The sequence below is a fragment of the Longimicrobium sp. genome (assembly GCA_036389795.1).
Taxonomy (GTDB): Bacteria; Gemmatimonadota; Gemmatimonadetes; order Longimicrobiales; family Longimicrobiaceae; genus Longimicrobium.
This window is the reverse complement of sequence record DASVWD010000258.1, coordinates 1-17,840: the sequence shown is the minus strand read 5'-3', so window position 1 is coordinate 17,840 and position 17,840 is coordinate 1. Positions and strand designations below refer to the sequence as shown.

Here is a 17,840-nt window from a genome sequence, read left to right as displayed (position 1 = left end):
GGGGGTGGAGATGGTGATGCCGGGCGACAACGTGCAGATGACGGTGGAGCTGATCACCCCGATCGCGATGGAGAAGGAGCTGCGCTTCGCCATCCGCGAGGGCGGCCGCACCGTGGGCGCGGGCGTCGTCACCGAGATCGTCGACTGAGGGTGCACGGGCGGACCCGGGCGGTGGGGAGGCGCGCCTTCCCACCGCCCGCCGTCTCCGCCTGACGGATAATTCAGCGAGAGGGTAGAGCCATGCGCGACAAGGTCATCCTCGCCTGCACCGAGTGCAAGGAGAGGAACTACCACACCACCAAGAACAAGCGGAAGCACCCCGAGCGGGTCGAGTACCGCAAGTACTGCCCGCGGTGCAACAAGCATCAGCCGCACAAGGAGACCAAGTAAGCGTCTTCCGCCCGGCCGCCGCCGCTCGTCCGCGGCCGGACCGGGCAGCCGAAACCACGAACGCTTCACCTGGTTGACCGATCGATGGCTGAGACGACCCGCACCACCACGCTGGACTTCTTCCGCGAAGTCCGCGAGCAGGTACAGAAGGTGACCTGGCCCGACGTGGCCCAGCTGAAGAGCTCCACCGGCGTGATCGTGGTGTTCATGCTGCTGGTGTCGCTCGTCATCTTCGTGATGGACTACGGGATCCGCACGGTGCTGGCGCTCGTCACCTCGCTGTTCGCGGGAGGCTGAGCCGCATGGCGGACGCCAAGTGGTACGCCATCCAGAGCTACTCGGGGCACGAGAACAAGGTCCAGCGGCTGATCCAGCGCCGGATCGACGAGGAGCAGGGCGAGCCCGAGGAGAAGCAGATCCAGGAGGTGATGGTCCCCACCCAGGAGGTGGTCGAGATCCGCAACGGCAAGCGGGTCACCGTCACCCGGAAGCTGTACCCGGGCTACGTGCTGGTGAAGATGGTCTACAACCAGCGCACCGCCCACCTGATCTCCAGCATCCAGGGGGTGCTGAAGTTCCTGGGCTCGGGGACCGAGCCCCAGCCGCTCACCGACGACGAGCTGGCCAAGATCCTGGGGCAGGAGACGGAGGCGCCGGCCCCCGAGGAGCCGGTGGTGCTGATCCCCTTCACCCACGGGCAGGTGGTGGAGGTCACCGACGGGCCGTTCAAGGAGTTCAGCGGCACCGTGCAGGAGATCGACCACGACAAGGGGAAGGTGAAGGTGGAGGTCTCGCTCTTCGGGCGCCCCACCTCCATCGAGCTCGACTACACCCAGCTCCGCGGCTTCTGACGCATCGCGCGTCGGGCTGCGGACTCCAGGAAGCTAAGGTCGCGACATGGCGAAGAAGGTCACCGGATTCATCAAGCTCCAGGTTCCCGCCGGCGCCGCCAATCCGGCGCCCCCCGTGGGCCCCGCGCTGGGCCAGCACGGCGTGAACATCATGGAGTTCTGCAAGCAGTTCAACGCGCGCACGCAGGGTCAGCCGGGGATGATCATCCCCGTCGAGATCACCGTGTACGCCGACCGCTCGTTCACCTTCATCACCAAGACCCCGCCCGCGGCGGTCCTGCTGAAGAAGGCGGCCGGGCTGGACAAGGGCTCGGCCTCGTCGAAGAAGCAGAAGGTGGGGAGCGTCACGCGCGACCAGGTCCGCCAGATCGCCGAGACCAAGATGCCCGACCTGAACGCGGCCGACCTCGACGGCGCCATGCGCATGATCGCCGGCACCGCGCGCTCGATGGGGATCGAGGTCGTCGACTGACGGGCCCCGCCGGGCAGGATACGACCGGCCGCCGGAAGTGGGCGGCCGGGTCGGAGGCAGGAGAAGCGAAGTCTCGATCGCGGATTCCAGGGAGCGGGCTCCTGCCCTCCCGTGACCCCGAGGTCACCCGGCGAGGCTTCCGTCCATCATACCACCGCGCGCCGGGCGACGCGCGGCGGGAGGACTCGAGGTTCCAGATCGCCTGGAGGGAGTACATGCCCAAGCACGGAAAGAAGTTCCGCGAGGCGGAGAAGCGTGTGCCCCAGGGGTCGAGCTTCGCACCGGCCGAGGCGGTGAGCCTGGTCAAGGAGCTCTCCTACGCCAAGTTCGACGAGACGGTGGAAGCCGCCGTCCGGCTCGGCGTGGACCCCCGGCACGCCGACCAGATCGTCCGCGGAGCGGTCGTCCTTCCCCACGGCACGGGGAAGACCGCGCGCGTGCTCGTGATCGCCCAGGGCGACAAGGCGCGCGAGGCGGAGGAAGCCGGTGCCGACTTCGTCGGCACCGAGTACGTCCAGAAGATCAAGGACGGGTGGCTCGACTTCGACGTCGTGGTCGCCACGCCGGACACGATGGGCCAGGTGGGCCAGCTGGGCCGCATCCTGGGCCCGCGCGGCCTCATGCCCACGCCCAAGGCGGGCACCGTCACCATGGACGTGGGCCGGGCCGTGCGCGAGATCAAGGCCGGCAAGATCGAGTTCCGCGTCGACCGGACGGGGAACGTGCACGTTCCGATCGGCAAGGTCTCCTTCGAGCCCGAGAAGCTGGAGGAGAACCTGAACGCCTTCATGGACACCGTGATCCGCGCCAAGCCGGCCGCCGCCAAGGGGACCTACGTCCGCGCGGTGACCGTCTCCAGCACCATGGGTCCGGGCGTGCCGGTCGACGCCAACCTCTTCCGCAGGGGCTAACGCGATGAAGAGAACCGAGAAGGACGCCTTCATCGGCGAGCTGCAGCAGAAGCTGGAGGGCGCGCGGGCGTTCTACCTGACCGACTTCACGGGTCTGAACGTGAAGCAGATGACGCAGTTCCGCGCCCGGCTGCGCAGGCAGGGCGTGGACTACGTGGTCGTGAAGAACACGCTGGCGCAGCGGGCGCTGGAGGGGCTCGACGTCCCCGACGTGGCGGGCTTCTTCACCGGCCCCACCGGGGTGGTGATCGGCCGCGACGACGCGGTGGCGGCCGCCAAGGCGCTCACCGACTTCGCCCGCGAGTTCGGCGACCGCCCGGCCGTGAAGGTCGGCGTGGTCGAGAAGCGGGAGTTCGGGCCCGACCAGGTCAGGCGCCTGGCCGAGCTCCCCCCGCGCGAGGTGCTCCTGGCGCAGCTCGCCGGGGGGCTCAACGCGCCGCTCGCCCGCCTGGCCGGCGGGATGAACGAGATGCTGGCCCGCTTCGCCAGAACGCTGGACGCGCTCCGGCAGCAGAAGGAGAACGCCGCGGCGTGAGCCGGCGGCCCACGAACTCGATTTCGCACACGTAACGTTAGACCAAGGAGTCTGGAGAAATGGCGACCCTTTCCCGTGACGAGCTGCTCGACGCGATCGGCAACCTGACCGTCCTCGAGCTGGCGGACCTGGTGAAGGCCTTCGAGGAGAAGTTCGGCGTCACCGCCGCGGCCCCGGTGGCCGTGGCCGCCGCCGCCGGCGGCGGCGACGCCGCCCGCGGCGCCGCCCCGGCGGTCGAGGAGCAGACGGAGTTCACCGTCGTGCTGCAGGCGGCCGGCGAGAAGAAGATCCAGGTCATCAAGGTGGTCCGCGAGATCACCGGCCTGGGGCTCAAGGAGGCCAAGGACCTGGTGGACGGCGCCCCCAAGCCGGTCAAGGAGGGCGTCTCCAAGGAGGAGGCCAACCAGATCAAGGCCAAGCTCGAGGAGCAGGGCGCGGCCGTCGAGCTGAAGTAGCGGAACCGCTTCCCGGCCGGCGCTCCCCCGAGGGGGCGCGCCGGCCGGGCGGGCGCCGCTCCCCGCGACGGATGCGCGGCGCGCCCGAAGGCCGTTCCACTTCAGCCCAAACAGCATTGCATGGCTCTGACGCAGCCGCTTCAAAATAGATCGACGGACGGCACGCCGCCCCGCCGGGGTTTTCCGGTCGGGGTCGTTTGCGCTTTCCGCCCGCTCATGGTTTCACGCCGCTCGAAGGGAGACCCTCTTGGCAACGCTGGATAAGCCGATCGTCTCGTTCGCCAGGCTCACGTCCGGGATGGAGCTTCCCAACCTCCTGGACGTCCAGATCCGCGCGTTCGAGACGCTGCTGCAGACCGACGCGGCCGCGCGCGAGCGCGAGGACGTGGGGCTGGAGCGCGTCTTCAACGAGATCTTCCCCATCTCCGATGTCAACGGGAACTTCTCCCTGGAGTTCGTACGCTACGCCCTGGGCGAGCCGAAGTACGACATGGAGGAGTGCATGGAGCGCGACATGACGTACGCCGCTCCGCTCAAGGCGACGCTCCGGCTGGTGGTGTGGGAGGACCTGGGAGACGAGCGCCGTCCGAAGGACATCATCGAGAAGGAAGTGTACCTGGGGGACCTGCCGGTGCTCACCCCCCTGGGCACGTTCATCATCAACGGCGCCGAGCGCGTGATCGTCTCGCAGCTGCACCGCTCCCCCGGCGTGGTGTTCGAGGAGAACATCCACCCGAACGGGAGCAAGCTGTACAGCGCCCGCATCATCCCCTTCCGCGGCTCGTGGGTCGAGTTCACCATCGACATCCACGACGTGGTGGCGGTGCACATCGACAAGAAGAAGAAGTTCCCCGCCACGGCGCTCCTGCGCGCGGTGGGCTACTCGCGCGACGCCGACATCCTGGGCGTGTTCTTCCGCCGCGACAACGTGGCGCTCTCCACGCTGGCGACCGAGGGCACGCGCGAGGGGCGCCGCGGCGAGGTGTTCCACGGCTTCCTGGGCGAGGACGTCCCCGACCCGGCCATGCTGGGCGCGGAAGGCCCCATGCTCTACCGCGACGTGGTGGTCCCCGGCACCGGCGAGGTGTTCGAGCGGGGGCTGCGCGTCACGCCGGAGCGCTACCGCGCCATGCGCGAGGGCGGCGTCTTCTCCGTCCCCGTGGTGGCCGGCGCCATGCTGGCCCGCGCGGGCGACGAGCTGAACGCCGAGGTGATCGGCCGGCTGCAGCGCGCCGGGGTGGAGAGCGTGGCCGTCTTCCGCACCGGCCCCCAGACGGGGACGGCGCTCCGGGCCACGCTGGCCAAGGACCCCACGCGCGGCACGCTCGACTCGCTCTTCGCCATCCACAACCTGGTGCGCCCGGGGACGGCCCCCGCGCCCGACGTGTGGACCGAGGAGGAGTTCTTCGAGGCGGGCACGGGGATCATGCACATCGGCGACTTCCTGCGCGCCTGGAGCGAGCGCGACGCGGCGCCGACCGACCCCAACTCGCGCGAGGCGCAGCGCTCGGCCGAGGAGCGCATGCTCCGCTACGCGCAGGAGCGCGGGATCCGCTACGTGTGGGAGAGCTACCGCGAGGAGCGCGCCGAGAAGGCGGGCCGCCCGAGCCGCGTGCTGGTGTACGAGCTGAACCGCGTGGTGCAGGTCTACAGCCAGGTCTGGCGCCTCCTCTTCCAGCCGCGCGCCTCGCTCGTGGTCAGCGGCGACCTGGCCGACGGCGGGACGGTGACGGCCCGGAGCGACTACAGCGAGTACCTGGAGGAGACGCTCAACAAGCGCTACGACCTGGGCCGCGTGGGGCGCTACAAGATCAACCAGCGCCTGGCCGACGCCTTCCGCAGCTTGGGCTTCTCGGTGCCGCCGGGGGGGATGACGGCGCTCACCGCGCAGGACGTGCTGGCGATCCTCTTCAACCTGGTGGAGCTGCACGAGGGGCGCGGCTACACCGACGACATCGACCACCTGGGCAACCGCCGGGTGCGCAGCGTCGGCGAGCTGATCGCCAACCAGTTCTCGGTGGGCCTGTCGCGCATGGCGCGGCTGGTGCGCGAGCGGATGTCGATCGTGTCGGACCCCGACAAGATCAACATCGACGACCTGGTGAACGCGCGCACGGTCTCGGCCGTGATCCAGCAGTTCTTCGGCAGCTCGCAGCTCAGCCAGTTCATGGACCAGACCAACCCGCTGGCCGAGATGACGCACAAGCGGCGTCTCTCCGCGCTGGGTCCGGGCGGCCTGACGCGCGAGCGCGCCGGCTTCGAGGTGCGCGACGTGCACTACTCGCACTACGGGCGCATGTGCCCGATCGAGACGCCGGAAGGGCCGAACATCGGGCTGATCAACTCGCTGACCACGTACTCGCGGATCAACGACCTGGGCTTCATCGAGACGCCCTACCGCAAGGTGGTGCGCGCCGTGCTGCGCTACCCCACCACGGTGAAGCTGGAGGAGGCGGTGCGCCTGGTGCTGGGCGAGCGCGGGAAGGTGTTCGCCAAGAAGGGCGAGGAGCTCGACGCCGAGCGCGGCCGCGAGGTGTTCCGCGCCATGATCGCGGGCGCCGAGCTGGCCGAGGACGTCTTCGACTGGAGCGCCCTCTTCCCGCGCATGCTGGCCGGCGAGGTGCCGCAGTCCGACTGGGAGCAGGCGTTCGCCGCGCTGCCCGTGCTGGCGCGGCGCGGCGAGCGGGTGACCGAGGACCTGGCGGAGCGCATCGCCGCGCAGCCGGTGAACCTGGTGCGCGTGGTGTCGCGCCGCGCCGGGGCGGCCGCGCGCGGCGTGGCGCCCGAGGCGATCCGCAACCCCGTGTCGCTCCCGGTGCGCGTCTTCGCGCCGAAGAACGCGGGCGTGCTGGCGGTGCCGGGGACCGTGCTCACGGCCGAGGTGGCCGAGGCGCTCCACGCGCGGCAGATGGAGGGGCTCGCCGAGGCCGAGTTCGGCGAGCCGGACGCCGCGCCGCTCGACTACGTGTCGGGGGTGCCGGCGCTCCTGCCCGAGGGCGACGTGGGGCGCGTGGCGCTCTCCACCCAGGCGGCGGTCACGCACGTGACCCCGGTGGTCACCCGCATCACCGCGTGGCTGTCGGCCAACGAGGAGGAGAACGCCCGGATCGCGCAGGCCAACGCGCTGCTCACCCCCGAGGGGAGCTTCCAGAACGAGTTCATCCTCTGCCGCGAGCGGGGCGACTTCCCGCTGCTGCGCCCGGACGAGATCGACTTCATGGACGTGGCCCCCGACCAGCTGGTGTCGGTGGCGGCGGCGCTGATCCCGTTCCTGGAGCACGACGACGCCAACCGCGCGCTGATGGGCTCCAACATGCAGCGCCAGGCGGTGCCGCTCCTCTTCCCCGAGGCCCCCGTGGTGGGCACCGGGCTCGAGCACGTGATCGCGGTCGACTCGGGCGCCGTGGTGGCGGCCCGGCGCGGCGGCGTGGTCAAGGAGGTCACCGCCGACCACATCCTGGTGGACGCGGGGACGGCGGGCGCGGCGGCCGGCGACGAGCCGCTCCGGCGCCTGGCCCAGTTCGACCGCTACCGGCTGAAGAAGTACTGGCGCACCAACCAGGACACCGCGCTCAACCAGCGGCCGCTGGTGAAGGTGGGCCAGGTGGTGGAGAAGGGCGACGTGCTGGCCGACGGCGCCAGCACCGACGGCGGGGAGCTCGCGCTCGGGCGCAACCTGCTGGTGGCGTTCATGCCCTGGTACGGCCACAACTTCGAGGACGCCATCGTGCTGTCCGAGCGCCTGGTGAAGGACGACGTGTACACCTCCATCCACATCCAGGAGCTGGAGCTCCAGGTGCGCGACACCAAGCGCGGGATGGAGGAGATCACGCGCGAGATCCCGAACGTGGCCGAGGAGAGCCTCGTCGACCTGGACGAGCGCGGCGTGGTGCGGATCGGCGCGCGGGTGAAGGCCGGCGACATCCTGGTGGGGAAGATCACCCCCAAGGGCGAGACCGAGCTCTCGCCCGAGGAGAAGCTGCTCACGGCGATCTTCGGCGAGAAGGCGAAGGACGTGAAGGACTCCTCGCTGAAGGTGCCGCCGGGGGTGGAGGGTACGGTGATCGACGTGAAGATCTTCTCGCGCCGCATCGACGACCCGATCCTGGAGAAGGAGCGCGGCCAGAAGATCGGCGAGCTGCGCACCTTCGAGCGCACCGAGATCCAGCGCATCGCCGAGGCGCGCGACGAGGAGATCCGCGACCTGATCCGCGGCAAGGAGGTCGCCCTCTTCCTGAAGAAGGGGACCGTCGAGCCGTTCTTCAACGAGGGGACCGTGCTCACCGAGCAGGTGGTGGAGGAGCTGGACCTGAACGAGGTGGACCTCACCACGCTCAAGGTGACGGAGCGCTCCACCAACGAGCAGCTGCGCCGCCTGATCGACGAGAGCAAGCGCCGCATCGAGCGGGTGCGCCAGAAGACCGAGACGCAGATCGACAAGGTCTTCCAGCCCGACGAGCTCCCGCCGGGGGTGGTGCAGCTGGTGAAGGTGTACCTGGCCGAGAAGCGCAAGATCTCGGTGGGCGACAAGATGGCGGGCCGCCACGGGAACAAGGGGATCATCGCCCGCATCGTCCCCGAGGAGGACATGCCGTTCCTCCCCGACGGGCGCCCCGTGGACGTGTGCCTGAACCCGCTGGGCGTGCCCAGCCGCATGAACGTGGGGCAGATCCTGGAGACCCACCTGGGGTGGGCCGCGCGGGTGCTGGGCTTCGAGGCCAAGACCCCGGTGTTCCAGGGCGCCACCGAGGACGAGATCGGCGTGCTGATCCGCCTGGCGGGCGCCGGCTGGGCCGCCCAGGCGCTGGGCGTCGAGGCCCGGCCCCCGGCCTTCACCCTGGAGGACCTGCGCGCGCTGGTGGAGGCGGTGAAGGGGGTGCAGGAGTCGGTCAGCGCCGAGCCGCGCCCCGAGGCGGGGATCGGCCGCGCGCTCGACACCCTGCTGGGGGGCGCCGTGGCGGCCGCGGCCGGCGAGGCCGGGGCCAAGCTGGGGCGGCTGCGCGACTACCTGACGGCCGCCGGGCGCGAGATCGCCGCGCAGAAGGAGCGCCCCTTCGAGGAGCTCTTCCCGGCCGCGGCGGCGCTGGAGGGCGGCGGCGGGAAGAAGAAGGGCGCGGCCCCTGCCGGGTCGCTGAACGCCGCGCTCGAGGAGCACATGGCCGCCGCCGGGCTCACGCCGGGCGGCAAGGTGCGGCTGCGCGACGGGCGCAGCGGCAACCAGTTCGAGAGCCCGGTGACGGTGGGCGAGATCTACATGCTCAAGCTCAGCCACCTGGTCGACGACAAGATCCACGCCCGCAGCATCGGGCCGTACTCGCTGGTCACGCAGCAGCCGCTGGCCGGCAAGGCGCAGTTCGGCGGGCAGCGCTTCGGCGAGATGGAGGTGTGGGCGCTGGAGGCGTACGGCGCCGCGCACACGCTGCAGGAGATCCTGACCGTGAAGAGCGACGACGTCAACGGCCGCAGCCGCGTGTACGAGGCGATCGTCAAGGGCGAGAACCTCCCCGAGCCCGGCCTGCCGGAGTCCTTCAACGTGCTGGTGAAGGAGCTGCAGGCGCTGGGAATTTCGGTCACGCTGGGGAGTTAGTGCGAAAGTGCTTAGTCCTTAGTCCTTAGTCCTTAGTGTTTTAGTTGAACTAAGGACTAAGCACTAAGGACTAACGCACTGCCGTTGGAACGAGAAGCCGACCCGAGCCACCGCCGGCCGGGGACCACTTAGATAGAGCAAGGGGACCCATGATCGACTTCCCCCGCGTCCGCGAGACCCGCTCTCAGGACTTCAACTTCATCCAGGTGAAGATCGCCTCGCCCGAGGAGATCCGCGGCTGGAGCTTCGGCGAGGTCACCAAGCCGGAGACGATCAACTACCGCTCCTTCAAGCCGGAGCGCGACGGGCTGTTCTGCGAGCGCATCTTCGGTCCCGTCAAGGACTGGGAGTGCCACTGCGGCAAGTTCAAGCGCATCCGCTTCCGCGGCCACGTCTGCGACAAGTGCGGCGTGGAGGTCACGCTCTCCAAGGTGCGGCGCGAGCGCATGGGCCACATCGAGCTGGCCGTGCCGGTGGCGCACATCTGGATGTTCAAGACGCTCCCCTCGCAGATGGGCTACCTGCTGGGGATGACGCTGCGCGACCTGGAGAAGGTGATCTACTACGCCACCTACGTGGTCACCGCCGTGGGCGCCCAGGAGGTCAAGCACTCGCAGATCCTGGACGAGGACGAGTACCTGGCCCTGCGCGACAAGGCCCGCGAGGAGGGCGACGCCGAGTTCAAGGCCGAGATCGGCGCCGAGGCGGTCAGGAACCTCCTGCGCCAGATCGACGTGGACGAGCTGGCCGAGAGCCTGCGCACGCAGGTGGCCAACGAGACCAGCCAGCACCGCAAGAAGATGGTGCTGAAGCGGCTCAAGGTCATCGACGCCATCCGCGGCTCGGGGAGCACGCCCGCGGAGCGCAACAAGCCGGAGTGGATGATCATGGACGTGATCCCGGTCATCCCGCCCGACCTGCGCCCGCTGGTGCCGCTCGACGGCGGCCGCTTCGCCACCAGCGACCTGAACGACCTGTACCGGCGCGTCATCAACCGCAACAACCGGCTCAAGAAGCTGATGGAGATGCGCGCGCCCGAGGTCATCCTGCGCAACGAGAAGCGCATGCTGCAGGAGGCCGTCGACGCGCTCTTCGACAACGGCCGGCGCAGCAAGGCGATCCGCGGCCGCGGCAAGCGCCCGCTCAAGTCGCTCTCCGACATGCTCAAGGGCAAGCAGGGGCGCTTCCGCCAGAACCTGCTGGGCAAGCGCGTGGACTACTCGGGCCGCTCGGTGATCGTGGTGGGCCCGGAGCTCAAGCTGCACCAGTGCGGGCTGCCCAAGGCGATGGCGGTGGAGCTCTTCAAGCCCTTCATCATCCACGAGCTGGAGAAGCGCGGCGAGGCCGAGACGGTCAAGCGCGCCAAGAAGATCGTGGAGCGCGACGACCCGCGCGTGTACGAGGTGCTCGAGGACATCATCCGCGACCACCCCGTGCTGCTGAACCGCGCGCCCACGCTGCACCGCCTGGGGATCCAGGCGTTCGAGCCGGTGCTGGTGGAGGGGAAGGCGATCCGCATCCACCCGCTGGTGTGCGCCGCCTTCAACGCCGACTTCGACGGCGACCAGATGGCCGTGCACGTGCCGCTCTCGTTCGAGGCGCAGCTCGAGGCCCGCGTCCTCATGCTGTCGTCGAACAACATCCTGCTGCCGTCCAACGGCCGGCCGATCGCGGCGCCCAGCCAGGACATCGTGATCGGGTGCTACTGGCTGACCCACGAGACGCCCGCGCACAAGGGCGCCTTCGAGGCCGACCTGGAGGAGCAGAAGAAGCCGCAGGCCGAGCGCGACCCGGCCCGGGTGCTGCGCCGCTTCGGCACGGTGGCCGAGGTGGAGCTCGCGCTGGCGCACCGGGTGCTCGGCTACCACTCGCCGATCTACTTCTGGACCGACCCGCGCCCCGCGGCCGAGCTGGAGGAGGGCGAGGCCCGCAAGCCCGGCTGGATCCGCACCACGGCGGGGCGGGTGATCTTCAACTCCGTGGTCCCGGCCGAGATGGGCTTCTGGAACCGCACCATGGGGAAGAAGGAGCTGGGCGACGTCATCTTCAGCGCCTACCGCACCGTGGGCCTCGCCCGGACGACCGTGTTCCTGGACGACCTGAAGGCGTTCGGCTTCCGCTACTCCACGCTGGGCGGCGTGTCGGTGGGGATCGAGGACATGGAGATCCCGGCCGACAAGGACGGCATCCTGCGCGAGGCCGAGGAGGACGTGGCCCGCTTCACCCGCGCCTACAACAACGGCGTGATCAGCAACGGCGAGCGCTACAACAAGGTGATCGACACCTGGACGCACGCCAACAACGACGTGGCCGACGCCATGGTGGCCCGCCTCAAGGTGAGCCGCGGCGGGTTCAACCCCGTCTACATGATGATGAACTCGGGCGCCCGCGGCTCCCGCGACCAGATGCGGCAGCTGGCCGGGATGCGCGGGCTGATGGCCAAGCCCCAGAAGAAGCTGACCGGCGGGATCGGCGAGATCATCGAGAGCCCGATCAAGTCGAACTTCCGCGAGGGGCTCACCGTGCTGGAGTACTTCATCTCCACGCACGGCGCGCGCAAGGGCCTGGCCGACACGGCGCTGAAGACGGCCGACGCCGGGTACCTGACGCGCCGCCTGGTGGACGTGGCCCAGGACGTCACCATCACCGAGGACGACTGCGGCACGGTGCTGGGCCTCGAGGTGAGCGCGCTCAAGGAGGGCGAAGACGTGGTCGAGCCGCTCATGGACCGCATCGTGGGCTCGGTGGCGGCCGACGACGTCTTCGACCCGATCGACAAGGAGATGCTGGTCGAGGCGGGCGAGCTGATCAACGAGGAGATCGCCGTCAACATCGAGGACGCCGGGATCCAGACGGTGAAGATCCGCTCGGTGCTCACCTGCGAGAGCCGCCGCGGGCTCTGCCGCAAGTGCTACGGGCGCAACCTGGCCACCATGGGGATGGTGGACCAGGGCGAGGCGGTGGGGATCCTGGCCGCGCAGTCGATCGGCGAGCCGGGCACCCAGCTGACGCTGCGCACCTTCCACATCGGCGGCACGGCGGCCCGCATCGCGGCCACCACGCAGCGCAAGAGCAAGGTGGAGGGGGTGGCGCAGTTCGAGCGCATCACCAGCGTGCAGACGCCCGAGGGCGCGCGGATCGTCACCAGCCGCGAGGGCGAGATCATCATGCGCACGGCCGAGGGCGCGGTGCGGAGCCGCCTGGCCGTTCCCTACGGCGCCACCATCTCGGTGGCGGACGGGGACAAGATCGCCGTCGGGGATACCCTGTTCTCGTGGGACCCGTACTCGGAGCCGATCGTGGCCGACTTCGGCGGCACGGTGCGCTTCCTCGACATCGTCGACGAGGAGACGGTGCGCGAGGAGCTGGACGAGAGCACGGGCCGCCGCCAGATGGTGATCATCGAGGACCGCAGCAAGAAGCTGCACCCGATGATCGAGATCATGGGCGAGAACGGCGTGAAGCTGCGCGAGTTCATCGTGCCCGTCGGCGCGCAGCTCACGGTGCGCGACGCCGAGAAGATCGAGCCCGGCGCGACGCTCGCCAAGATCGCGCGCGAGGCGTACAAGACGCGCGACATCACCGGCGGCCTCCCGCGCATCGCCGAGCTGTTCGAGGCGCGGCGGCCGAAGGACCCGGCGGTGATCACCGAGATCGACGGCACCGTGCGCTTCGGCGACATCAAGCGCGGCAAGCGCGAGGTGCTGGTGATCCCGGAGGCCGGCAACGAGCGCGTCTACGAGGTGCCGGTGGGCAAGCACCTGCGCGTGCACGAGGGCGACTTCGTGCGCGCGGGCGACCGGCTCAGCGAGGGCCCGGTGAACCCGCACGACATCCTGCGGATCAAGGGCCCGGCCGCCGTGCAGCAGTACCTGCTGAACGAGGTGCAGGAGGTCTACCGCCTGCAGGGCGTGAAGATCAACGACAAGCACATCGGCGTGATCATCCGCCAGATGCTCCAGAAGGTGCGGGTGATGGAGCCCGGCGAGACGGAGTTCCTGGAGGGCGAGACGGTGGACCGCACGGTGTTCCTGGACACCAACCAGGAGGCGCTGGGGGCGGGGAAGGCGCCGGCCACTTCGGAGCCGCTCCTGCTGGGGATCACCAAGGCGTCGCTCACCACGCAGAGCTTCATCAGCGCGGCGAGCTTCCAGGAGACCACGCGGGTGCTCACCGACGCCGCCATCCGCGGCGCGCGCGACAACCTGCAGGGGCTGAAGGAGAACATCATCATCGGGCACCTGATCCCGGCGGGCACCGGCATCTACCGGTACAACGACGTGGAGTTCGGGCCCGAGCCGGCGGAGGAGCCGGTCGAGGTGGGCGCCGAGATCGCCGCGGCCAGCGAGGCGGCGGTGGTGGAGGCGTAGACTGAGAGCGGCACTTCAGCCGGACCGACGCAAGTGGCCCCGGGCGCATCCGCGCCCGGGGCCGCTTCGCGTCGGTGTCGATCACGACGGCCGAGCGCCGCTGTACAGCCACGCCGTGGCGGTGGGGCGGACGCGCTCGTCGTAGCCGCCGACGATGAGCACGCTGCCGTCGGCGAGGGCGGTGGCGGTGGAGAACTGGCGGGCGGCGCCCAGGCTGCCGTGCGCGGTGAAGAACTCGCCGCGCGGCGGGGAGAACGCCTCGACCGTTTCGCCGCCGCCGGCCACCAGCACCGTCCCGTTCGCCAGCGGCACCACCGCGTTCGCCAGCTTGAAGCGCGCCGTGCGCAGGTCGCTGACGCGGGTGAAGCGGCCGGTGGCGGGGTCGTACACCTCGGCGGTGGCGCAGCGGCCGCGCCAGTCGCGGTGGTCGGAGCCGCCGAGCACCAGCACGCGGCCGTCCGGGAGCGCCGCCGCGGCGTGCCTGTGCCGGACGCGCGTCATCTCCCCCGTCGCCGTCGATCTTCCCGTCCGCGGATCGAACACCTCGGCCGAGGAGACCACCGTGCCGCGGCGGACGCTGCCGCCCGTGAGCAGGACGCGCCCGTTCGCCAGCAGTGACGCCGCGTGCGCGGAACGGGGCTCCCGCAGCGATCCCACCGTCCGGAAGGAGCGCGTCCGCGGATCGTAGACTTCGACCTCGCGCACTCCGCCGTCGCCGCCGGCGATCAGCACGCGGCCGTCGGGGAGGAGCGTGGCGGTGTGGCCGCCGCGGGCGCGGGCGAGCGAGCCCGTCGCCGTGAAGCGGCCCGTGCGCGGGTCGTACAGCTCGGCGGTGGCGAGCTGGCGGCCGCCGTCCCACCCGCCGGCCAGCAGCACCGTCCCGTCCGCCAGCCGGGTGGCGGTGTGGCCGCCGCGCCTGGCCGACATCCGCCCCGCGGGGGTGAACCGGCGCGCGCGGGGATCGTACAGCTCGGCCGTGGCGCCCGCCGCCGCCATCTCGCAGCCGTCGACCGTGCAGCCGCCCGCGACCAGCACCCGCCCGTCGCCGAGCAGCGTGGCCGTGTGCGCCGCGCGCGCCGCGCCCATCCGGGCGACTTCGGCGACGTGGGGCTTCATCGCCCCCTCCGCGTCGCGGACGGCCGCGACGGTGATCGCGCCGCAGAAAATTACGCCAAGAGATCTCAACCGGGTGTTCATCGTCTTCTCCCCTGGAAGTGCGCGGTTTCAGGGATGCCGGAGCGTCACCGCGCCGCGAAAGCTCCGGATGGTGATCTGCGAGCCGCCCCTGCCGAGCGTGAAGCCGAGGATGTACCCCTTGCCCTTGGGACGGGGGGAAGGCGAGCCGGGGAGCGCGCTGCGGATCACGCCCTCGAACGTGCTGGCGTTGAGCTCCGCCGCGGTGCCGCGCGGCAGCACCATCTCCACCCCGCCGCCGTGCGTGGTGAGCTCGAGCGAGCTCCCCGCCGGGACGGGCGCGGCGTAGCGGAGGTCGCCGTCCACCGACTCCACGCGGGCGCGGCGGAAGCGCACGCCCTCCAGGCGCACGGGGCCGCTCACCGTGGTCGCCACCGCGTCGTCGGCGCGGCCGGAGAGGCGGACGGCGCCGCTGGCCGTCTTCACCCGCAGCGACACGGCCGAGCCGCCCACGCTCACCTCGCCGCCCATCGACTCCAGGGTGACGGCGGTGAGCGCCCCGTTCACGGTGATCGGCCCGGTCACCGAGTACACGTCCAGGTTGCCGGCCAGCCCGGACACGCTCACCCGGCTCCCGGCCGTCTTCACCCACACCTGGCTGCGCCGGGGAACGCGGACCTCCAGGTGGGCGGTGTCGGTCGACTCCGCGTGGTCGACGGTGATCTTCACCCCCGCGCTGGTGCCGCCCACCTGGAACTCCTTGCCGCGCGGCACCGTCCCCGTCACCGCCACGCTGTCGCGGTCCCACCCCACGATCCGGAGCGACCCTTCCTCGTTCCACACGCGCACCAGTCCGGTGGGATCGAGGCGGCGGCCCGCCTGGACCCGCTGCTGCTGGGCGGCGAGCGGCGCGGCGGCCAGGGCGAGCGCGGCCAGGCAGGCGAGGGCGCGGGCGGTGGTCACGGTCAGCTCTCGGCGGCGTTGAGGGTGCCGCGCAGCAGCTCCAGCTTGCGCTCGTAGGCGGCCAGCGTCAGCCGCGCCAGCTCGGGGTCGGGGCCGTACGCCGGGAGCGCGCGCCGGTACTCGTCCAGCGCCCGGTCGACGACGACCAGGTTCGCGTCCAGCAGCGCCGCGGCGCGGGGAGGCAGCTCCGGGCGCAGCGCGCTCAGCTCCGCCTCCAGCTCCGCGAGCGCACCGGCGTAGCGCTTCTCGGCCTCGTGGAACTCGATCACGGCCGGGTCGGCGCTCGCGGTGGACGCATCGCCCTGACCTGGTCTCCACGTCTCGTACAGCGGAAGCGAGAGGCCGAGCACCAGCACGGCCGCCGCCGCCAGCGGGGCCCAGCGGGGGAGCCGCGGCCGCACGCTCGCCTCTCCCGCCGCGGCGCGGGCGGCGATCTCCGGCCGCAGGTCGCGTGGGGGAGCGACCTCCGCGGGGAGCCCGCCCAGGCGGCGGACCAGCCCGCGCAGCGCCGTCTCCTCCGCGCGGCAGCGCCCGCAGGCGGCCAGGTGCGCCTCCGCCGCGGCGCGCTCGGCCTCGGGGAGGAGGCCGTCCACGTAGTCGTTCAGCGTGGCTTCCGAAAGGTGCGGCGTCATCGTTCCAGTCTCTCCCTCAGCAGCCTGCGGGCGCGGTGGAGCTGCGACTTCACCGTCCCCACGGCGATCCCCGTCATCTCCGCGATCTCGGCCTGCGGGTAGCCCTCCACGTCGTGCAGCAGGAGCACCAGCCGCGCCTTCCTGGGCAGCGTGGCGATGGCGCGCTCCAGGTCCAGCCGCTCGTCCACCGGGGCGCGCTGGGCGGCGGGCTCCAGGCCCGGGCCTGCCGCCAGCCGGTCGCGGGCGGCGCGCCGGGCCTCGGAGCGGCGCGTCTCCAGCACCACGTTCACCGCCAGCCGGTACAGCCACGAGCCGAACGCGCTGTCTCCGCGGAAGCTCGCCAGCCGCGTCCAGGCCCGCACGAACACGTCCTGCGTGAGCGTCTCCGCCTCGGCCGGGTCGCCGCTCATGTGCAGGCAGAGGCCGTACACCCGCCCGGCGTGCTGCTCGTAGAGCCGGTCGAAGGCGCGCTGCGGCTCGGCTTCCGCGTCGCGGGTCGTCATCGCCAGGGGTACGGCTCGCGGCGCGAGCACGGGTGCATCCACAAGCAGGCCGGCTCCGGTTGCGGCGGCGCTCTTCCGTTGCGCGATTGGGATGCCGCCGCGCGCTGGGAGGTTCGATTCGGCGGAATCGGCGTGGGGGAACCGGACGCGATGCTGGCGCGGTGCCGCGCGAATCCTAGATTGGGTGCCGGCGGCTCCGCTCCCTCCGCGCCTCGCCCCACGCCTCCACTCCACACGCCTGATGAGATCCTTCGTGCTCGCGGCGATCCTGCTGTCGATCGGCGTCGCCGCGCTGGTGCTGATCGGCATCAATGCACTGGCCGGGCCGTACTCCGAGGCCGCCGTGCGCGAGTTCGACACCGTCTACCGCGTGCTCGGCTGGGCCAAGTACGCCGCGGCGCTGCTGCTGCTGTGGCTGGGAGACCGCGCCGTGCTCTGGCGCGAGCACCTGGGATGGAAGCGGGCGCTGCTGCTCTGGTCGCCGCTGCTGTTCTTCGTCGCCTGCTCGTACTTCCAGTGGGTGGTGATGGCAGACGCGCGCATCGACTACCTGCAGCGGCACGGCCGGTGGGATGGCGAGACTCCGGGAACGGTCCTCTTGATGGCCTTCGTCTACCCCCTCGCTTTCGCCGCCACCGCCGCTAACGCCCTCTGGGTGCAGAGGCGCCAGCGGCGGCTGACGGCGGTGGGGCTGCGGCGGGACGCGTGAGTGCGTGAGTGCGTGAGCCGGGGCGCTCCTGTCTCGTACTTTCGCACTTCGCACTTCGCACTTCGCACTGCATTTGGGCGTGTCCCTCCGCTGCGCTCCGGGCCGGGCTGCGCGCGCCGTAGGGCCACAAACAACGTGGCCCAACGGCGCCGGGCCACCGCCGCCACGATACCCCCTGTGGCGGCGGCGTCCCGGCCCTGTCGGGCGCGCATCCCTTCTATGAGGCCACCGTTGTCAAGCTCCGGGCGATCCGGGCAAATCATCCCCGGGGGCAGACTGCCCAATTCTGCCCTGTGGCCCCCCGTTGCCGCCATACCGGTCGGCCGCT

The 17,840-nt window shown here is 70.9% G+C and carries 14 protein-coding genes and 1 pseudogene; 11 read left to right on the top strand and 4 right to left on the bottom strand.

What is annotated here, in order from left to right:
* The 10 genes and pseudogenes from tuf to rpoC all read left to right on the top strand — a co-directional run.
* Positions 1 to 148, top strand: a 148-nt coding sequence (gene tuf / locus VF746_29825; protein HEX8696654.1) for an elongation factor Tu, incomplete at its 5' end; no start/stop codon positions are given.
* Between the two features lie 92 nt (positions 149 to 240).
* Positions 241 to 390: a 50S ribosomal protein L33 gene (rpmG, locus tag VF746_29820; protein HEX8696653.1), complete on the top strand. Its 150-nt coding sequence runs from the start codon at positions 241 to 243 to the stop codon at positions 388 to 390.
* A gap of 84 nt (positions 391 to 474) precedes the next feature.
* Complete coding sequence (gene secE, locus VF746_29815; GenBank protein ID HEX8696652.1) at positions 475 to 687, top strand: preprotein translocase subunit SecE; 213 nt, start codon at positions 475 to 477, stop codon at positions 685 to 687.
* A gap of 5 nt (positions 688 to 692) precedes the next feature.
* A complete protein-coding gene (gene nusG / locus VF746_29810; GenBank protein ID HEX8696651.1) occupies positions 693 to 1,241 on the top strand; it encodes a transcription termination/antitermination protein NusG in 549 nt (182 codons plus the stop codon).
* Between the two features lie 46 nt (positions 1,242 to 1,287).
* Positions 1,288 to 1,713: a 50S ribosomal protein L11 gene (gene rplK / locus VF746_29805; GenBank protein ID HEX8696650.1), complete on the top strand. Its 426-nt coding sequence runs from the start codon at positions 1,288 to 1,290 to the stop codon at positions 1,711 to 1,713.
* A 215-nt stretch (positions 1,714 to 1,928) separates the two neighbouring features.
* On the top strand, positions 1,929 to 2,624 hold the full coding sequence (gene rplA, locus VF746_29800; GenBank protein HEX8696649.1) for a 50S ribosomal protein L1: 696 nt from the start codon (positions 1,929 to 1,931) through the stop codon (positions 2,622 to 2,624).
* Positions 2,625 to 2,628: 4 nt separating this feature from the next.
* Positions 2,629 to 3,159 (top strand): 50S ribosomal protein L10, encoded by a 531-nt coding sequence (rplJ, locus tag VF746_29795; GenBank protein HEX8696648.1) that lies wholly within the window; start codon positions 2,629 to 2,631, stop codon positions 3,157 to 3,159.
* A 59-nt stretch (positions 3,160 to 3,218) separates the two neighbouring features.
* Positions 3,219 to 3,614: a 50S ribosomal protein L7/L12 gene (rplL, locus tag VF746_29790; protein ID HEX8696647.1), complete on the top strand. Its 396-nt coding sequence runs from the start codon at positions 3,219 to 3,221 to the stop codon at positions 3,612 to 3,614.
* 247 nt (positions 3,615 to 3,861) lie between these two features.
* Positions 3,862 to 9,192: pseudogene (locus VF746_29785) on the top strand (DNA-directed RNA polymerase subunit beta).
* Between the two features lie 158 nt (positions 9,193 to 9,350).
* Positions 9,351 to 13,571, top strand: a complete 4,221-nt coding sequence (rpoC, locus tag VF746_29780) for a DNA-directed RNA polymerase subunit beta' (protein HEX8696646.1) — start codon at positions 9,351 to 9,353, stop codon at positions 13,569 to 13,571.
* 81 nt (positions 13,572 to 13,652) lie between these two features.
* Here rpoC and VF746_29775 read toward each other — a convergent pair whose 3' ends face one another.
* The 4 genes from VF746_29775 to VF746_29760 all read right to left on the bottom strand — a co-directional run bounded on the left by VF746_29775 (position 13,653) and on the right by VF746_29760 (position 16,803).
* Positions 13,653 to 14,687: a kelch repeat-containing protein gene (locus VF746_29775; GenBank protein ID HEX8696645.1), complete on the bottom strand. Its 1,035-nt coding sequence runs from the start codon at positions 14,685 to 14,687 to the stop codon at positions 13,653 to 13,655.
* 108 nt (positions 14,688 to 14,795) lie between these two features.
* On the bottom strand, positions 14,796 to 15,668 hold the full coding sequence (locus VF746_29770) for a DUF4097 family beta strand repeat-containing protein (GenBank protein ID HEX8696644.1): 873 nt from the start codon (positions 15,666 to 15,668) through the stop codon (positions 14,796 to 14,798).
* Positions 15,669 to 15,670: 2 nt separating this feature from the next.
* A complete protein-coding gene (locus VF746_29765; protein HEX8696643.1) occupies positions 15,671 to 16,300 on the bottom strand; it encodes a zf-HC2 domain-containing protein in 630 nt (209 codons plus the stop codon).
* Positions 16,297 to 16,803, bottom strand: a complete 507-nt coding sequence (locus VF746_29760) for an RNA polymerase sigma factor (GenBank protein ID HEX8696642.1) — start codon at positions 16,801 to 16,803, stop codon at positions 16,297 to 16,299. Before VF746_29760 ends, VF746_29765 begins: the two co-directional genes overlap by 4 nt.
* 241 nt (positions 16,804 to 17,044) lie before the next feature.
* Here VF746_29760 and VF746_29755 point away from each other — a divergent pair, with 241 nt between their 5' ends.
* Positions 17,045 to 17,512 carry a hypothetical protein gene (locus VF746_29755; protein HEX8696641.1) on the top strand — a complete coding sequence of 156 codons (468 nt, stop codon included), beginning with the start codon at positions 17,045 to 17,047 and terminating at the stop codon, positions 17,510 to 17,512.
* Positions 17,513 to 17,840: the final 328 nt, after the last annotated feature.